Origin of the sequence: Erythrobacter sp. HI0063 (genome assembly GCF_001635685.1) — a bacterium.
Lineage (GTDB): Bacteria > Pseudomonadota > Alphaproteobacteria > Sphingomonadales > Sphingomonadaceae > Qipengyuania.
Genome location: NZ_LWFF01000019.1, coordinates 1 through 5,590 on the forward strand (window position 1 = coordinate 1; position 5,590 = coordinate 5,590).

At 64.5% G+C, this 5,590-nt stretch carries 4 protein-coding genes and 1 pseudogene; 3 read left to right on the forward strand and 2 right to left on the reverse strand.

The genetic code is table 11. The features are described from left to right. Window positions 1-1,267: aminopeptidase P family N-terminal domain-containing protein (locus tag A3736_RS01065; RefSeq protein WP_067678129.1), on the reverse strand; the 1,267-nt coding region annotated here is incomplete at its 3' end. A gap of 146 nt (window positions 1,268-1,413) precedes the next feature. Here A3736_RS01065 and A3736_RS01070 point away from each other — a divergent pair. Continuing rightward, window positions 1,414-3,597, forward strand: a complete 2,184-nt coding sequence (locus A3736_RS01070; RefSeq protein WP_067678120.1) for a S9 family peptidase — start codon at window positions 1,414-1,416, stop codon at window positions 3,595-3,597. After that, window positions 3,594-3,992, forward strand: coding sequence for a thioesterase family protein (locus A3736_RS01075; protein ID WP_197465444.1), 399 nt, complete (start codon window positions 3,594-3,596; stop codon window positions 3,990-3,992). The genes A3736_RS01070 and A3736_RS01075 overlap by 4 nt, the downstream gene beginning before the upstream one ends. On the opposite strand, the gene ald is transcribed toward A3736_RS01075, so the two are convergent. Next, window positions 3,989-5,110, reverse strand: a complete 1,122-nt coding sequence (gene ald / locus A3736_RS01080; RefSeq protein WP_067678126.1) for an alanine dehydrogenase — start codon at window positions 5,108-5,110, stop codon at window positions 3,989-3,991. The two genes, A3736_RS01075 and ald, sit on opposite strands and share 4 nt — an antisense overlap. Before the next feature lie 161 nt (window positions 5,111-5,271). On the opposite strand from ald, the pseudogene A3736_RS01085 reads away from it, so the two are divergent. Next, window positions 5,272-5,590: pseudogene (locus A3736_RS01085) on the forward strand (type 1 glutamine amidotransferase); the annotation flags it as partial.

Here is a 5,590-nt window from a genome sequence, read left to right on the forward strand (position 1 = left end):
GCGTTCCGATCCAGACCGTGCGCGTGATGTCGGTCGTCCCGTCTCGATACTGGCCGCCGGAATCGCACAGGAAGATGCTGGCGGGCGGGATGGTGATGTTGCTTTCCTCATCCACTTTGTAATGCGGCAGCGCGGCGTGGCCCGCGGCGGCGCTGATCGTGTCGAAGCTCGTATCCTTGAGGTCCGGGCTGAGGCCGCGGAATTCGCGCAGCTTGGCGGCGGCGGTCAGTTCGTCGATTCCACCCTTGGGCGCTTCCTCGGTGATCCAGCGCAGGAAGCGCACCATCGCCGCTCCGTCGCGCGCCTGGGCGTCGCGATGGCCCTGCTGTTCGGCCGGGTTCTTGATCGCCTTGGGCAGGACGGCCGGATCGGTCGCGCGGCCGATCGTGGCCCCCGCTTCCTTCAGGGCGTGGAAGATGCCCGCCACCGCACGCTCGGGATCGACAGCGACGGTCTTGCCCGAAAGTTCGGCCAGAGCCGGTTCGAAATCCGCGCGGTCACGCACCGTCACGGCATTGCCCAGATGTTGGGTCAGCCCGGGCGAGATCTTGTCCTTCGCGATGAAGAGGTCCGCCGTCCCGTCGGCGCGCGCGATCACGTAGGACAGCGCGACGGGCGTGTGGGCGATATCTCCGCCCCGGATGTTGAGCAGCCAGGCCACCGAATCGAGTGCGGTGATGATCGTCGCGTCGTAGCCTTCCTCTTTCAGCCAGTCGGCGATCTCGGCGCGCTTGTCGGCGCTCGACCGGCCGGCCAGCGTCTCGTCATGCGGCTCGGCGAGCGCGGGGGAGGGTTCGGGCCGGTCGTTCCAGATCGCATCGACCGGATTGCCGTCGACCGGGACAAGTTCGATGCCTTTCCTCGCCAGCACCTTTTCGGCCGCTTCCGCCCATTCGATACCGTGCAGCCAGGCGTCGTAGCCGATCTTCGCGCCCTTCGGCGCGTGTTTGGCGATCCATTGTGCGGGGCCGGTCGCGGGCACATCCTCGTAATCGTAGAGCTCACCCGAAACCTGCTCGCGCACCTGCACGGTGTAGCGCCCGTCGGTGAACATGGCCGCGCCCTTGCCGCTGTAATCGCCCGCCAGCACCGCCGCGCTGCCGACACTGCCCTTGAAGCCGGTCAGCCATTTCAGCCGCTCCGCATAGGAGCCGACATATTCGCTCATATGCTCGTCGGAAATCGGGACGACGAAGCCCGACAGGCCCCGGCGCTGCAATTCCTTGCGCAGATCGGTCAGGCGGGCTTCGTGGGCGTTCATCAGCATGGCGGTGTATCCTTTCGTCGGTTCGCGCGGCCCAAAGGGGCAGGCGCGGCTTGCGGCGCGTGGCGCAGCCGCATAATCACGGGTCTCAGTGTAGGGCATTGCGGGGCCGCTTTCCACCTCTGCGCCGCTATCCGAGGGGTTCATCCATGTCGTCCAAGCGTCTACTGGCCGCGTTTTCCGTTTTCGGCCTTTCCGTATCGAGCCTGGCGCTATCCGCTCCGCTCGCCGCCCAATCCGCCGCCAATCAAGAGAGTTCCGTGCCCGCTTCCACATCCGAACCGACCGCGCCCCCAGTCGCCGAGAAGCGCGACTATTCCTACAGCCATCACGGGATCACGATTTCCGATCCCTATAACTGGCTGCGCGATGCGAGCTATCCGACCATCGACGACGAGGACATTCTCGATCACGTCAAGGCGGAGAACGCCTGGTTCGAAGCGCAGATGAAGCCGCATCAGCCGCTGGTCGACACGCTGTTCGAAGAGATGAAGGCGCGGATCAAGGAAGACGATTCCACCGTGCCGCAAAAGGATGGCGACTGGCTCTACTGGTCGGAATTCGAAGAAGGTGCGGAGTATCGCAAATATTACCGCAAGCCGGTGGCGGGCGGGGATACGCAGCTGATCCTCGATGAAAACGCGCTGGCCGACGGGGTCGAATATTTCCGTCTCGGCAGCTTCTCGGTCTCGAAGAGCGGGCGCTATCTCGCTTTTTCGACCGACACGGACGGATCGGAGCGGTTCACGGCGCGGATCAAGGATCTCGAAACGGGTGAGCTATTGCCCGACGAAATCCCCGGCACGCTGTCCGGTCTCACCTGGGTGATGGGCGATCGCGGCCTCGTCTACGGGCTGGCGACCAAGGAATGGCGCGTGGACAATGCGCGGCTCCACGTGATCGGCCAGCCGGTCGAAAGCGATGTCGAGATCTATCACGAGGAGGACGAGGGCTTCCGCGTCGGCACCGGGCTGACCGCGCAGGAGGACTGGCTGGTCATCGCGACGGGCGACAACGAGACGAGCGAGGTCCGCCTCGTCTCCGCCGCCGATCCGACGGGCGAACAGATTCTGGTGAAACCGCGCAAGAAGGGCGTCGAATACGATGTCGATGTGCGCGGCGATACGGTGTGGGTCCACACCAATGACGAGCACGTCAATTTCCGCCTCGCGACCGCACCGCTCGACAATCCGGGCGAATGGACCACGCTGATCGCGGGATCGGACGAATTCTATCTGACCGGTTTCGACCTGTTCAAGGACTTCTTCGTCACCGAAGGGCGGCTGGAAGGCCTCGACCAGATCCAGCTGCGCTCTTACGTCGAACCCGCGCTGGTCAAGCCGATCGCCTTCATGGAGCCGAGCTTTTCCGCCGGGCTTTCGGACAATCCCGAATACGATACCGACCGGCTGCGCCTCTCCTATACCAGCATGGTGACGCCCAATTCGGTCTACGATTACGTGGTCGACACCGCCGAATTGGAACTGCTGAAGCAGCAGGAGATTCCGAGCGGCTATGATCCCGATCTTTATGTGACCGAGCGACTGACGATCCGCGCGCGCGACGGGGCGATGGTGCCGGTCAGCGTGGTGCGCCGGAAGGATCGCCCGGCAGAGCCCGGCCCGCTGCATCTCTATGCCTATGGCGCTTACGGCTATGCGATCCCGCCCGGCTTTTCGACCACGCGTCTCAGCCTCGTCGATCGCGGCTACGCCTATGCCATCGCGCATATCCGCGGCGGAGACGATCTTGGCCGCAACTGGTATCTCGGCGGCAAGCTGAACGAGCGGACCAACACCTTCACCGATTTCGTCGATGTGGCGAAGGGGCTGGTAGCGGAAGGCTATACCGCGCCGGGCAAGATCAGCATTTCGGGCGGCTCCGCAGGCGGCGAGCTGATGGGCGTGGTCGCCAACACCGATCCCGATCTGTGGGGCGCGGTGGTGGCGCATGTGCCCTTCGTCGATGTGCTGTCGACCATGCTCGACAAGGATCTGCCGCTGACGCCGGGCGAATGGCCCGAATGGGGCAATCCCATCGAGAGCAAGCAGGCCTTTGCCTATATGCTGAGCTATTCGCCTTACGATCAGGTCACCGCGCAGGACTATCCGCCCATGCTGGTGACCGCGGGCCTCAACGATCCGCGCGTGACCTATTGGGAACCGGCCAAATGGGTCGCCAAATTGCGCGAATACAAGACCGACGATAACACGCTGCTGCTCAAGACCAATATGGGCGCGGGCCATGGCGGCAAGTCGGGCCGGTTCGAATCGATCCGCGAAATGGCCGAGGAAGTCGCCTTCATCCTGTGGCAGAATGGCGGGGCGGAATAGTCTTGCGCTTCACTCGCACGTTCACTGCCGGACCCGACCACATCGACGTGATGGGCCACGTCAACAATGCGGTCTGGGTCCAGTGGGTGCAGGACATGGCGACCCAGCACTGGGACGCCGTGGCGCGGGCCAAGGACCGGGAAGCCGTGGTGTGGCTCGTGGTGCGGCACGAGATCGACTATCGCGGCAATATCGGTCCGGGCGAAAGCGTGACGGGCGAGACCTGGATCGAAGGCGAACCGAAAGGCGCGAAATCGTTGCGACGCGTGGACTTTAAGGGCGCGAACGGGCGCGTGCTCGTCTCCGCCGCCACGACCTGGGCGATGCTCGACCGCGAGACCTTGCGCCCGCTGCGGGTGCGCGCCGAAGTGCTCGCACCCTTTCGCACGGATTAGGCTATTCCGAGTACTTCCGCCGCGCTGCGATATTCGTGGCCGAGTTCGGTCGCGACCGCTTCGTAGGTCACCTTGCCTTCATGCACGTTGAGGCCTTCCGCCAGATGCGGATCTGCCTTCAGCGCTTCCTTCCAGCCCAGCTTGGCGATCTTGAGCGCATGGGGCAGCGTCACGTTGTTGAGCGCATAGGTGCTGGTGCGCGCCACCGCGCCGGGCATGTTGGCGACGCAGTAATGGACCACGTCATCGACCACATAAGTGGGATCGGCATGCGTCGTCGCGCGGCTGGTTTCGAAGCAGCCCCCCTGATCGATCGCCACGTCGACGAGAACCGAGCCTTTCTGCATGCGCTTGAGCATATTGCGCGTCACGAGCTTGGGTGCGGCCGCGCCGGGGATGAGGACCGCGCCGATGACGAGGTCAGCGCTGCTGACCGCGTCGAGCAGGTTCGCCGCATTGGAAAACCGCGTGCTGGCCCGCGCTTCGAAATGCGTGCCGACCTTTTCGAGAACTTCGGGATCGCGGTCGAGAATGGTGACATTGGCGCCGAGGCCAACCGCCATCTGCGCGGCGTTGAAGCCGACCACGCCGCCGCCGATCACCACGACCTTGCCCGGCATCACGCCCGGAACCCCGCCGAGGAGGACGCCGCGCCCGCCATGCGCCTTTTCCAGCGCGGCGGCGCCCGCCTGTACGCTCATGCGCCCGGCCACCTGGCTCATCGGCTTCAGCAGCGGCAGTTGGCCGCGCGGGCCGGTGACCGTCTCGTAGGCGATCGCGGTCACGCCACTATCAAGCAGATCGCGCGTCTGATCGGGATCGGGGGCGAGGTGGAGATAGGTGTAGAGGATCTGGCCCTGGCGCAGTTTCTTGCGCTCTTCGGCCTGCGGTTCCTTGACCTTCACCACCATCTCGCACTCGGCGAAGATCGGGTCCGGCCCGTCGACGATTTTGGCGCCGGCGGCCATATACTGCTCGTCCGTCGCGTCGATGCCGAGGCCCGCACCGCTCTCGATCCAGACTTCGTTGCCCTGGCTGGTCAGCTCGTAGGCGCTTTCGGGCGTCAGGCCGACACGGTATTCGTGATTCTTGATTTCCTTGGGGCAACCGACGCGCATGGGATTCTCCTTCTCGGCCCGTCCGTTACAACTGCAACCGTTTGGCGGCAAGCGGAGTCGCCCGAACGCCACTGCCGCTACGGTTGCACCGCGTTCACGCGTCCCCAGTTAGGGTGCGCAGCGAAAATCCGAGGAATGCTTTCATCCCCCAACTCACATTTTTGATCGCCGAAAGCGGCACGCCTGCCGACCGGCAGGAACGCCGCGCCGATACCGGCAAGAGTTCCGGCGAAACCTATCGCGCGACGCTGAAGCAGATGCGGCCCGGCTGCACGGTCGATCTGGTGCGCCCCTCCGACGATGGCGCGCTCCCGCTCTCGGCCAAGGACATCGCGGCGTACGATGCGGTCTTCATCACGGGATCGCCGCTGCATGTTTACGAGGACAGTCCGGTAGTCGATCGTCAGCTCGCCTTCATGCGGGCTGTGTTCGCCAGCGGGACGCCTTCTTTCGGGTCCTGCGCGGGATTGCAGGTCGCGG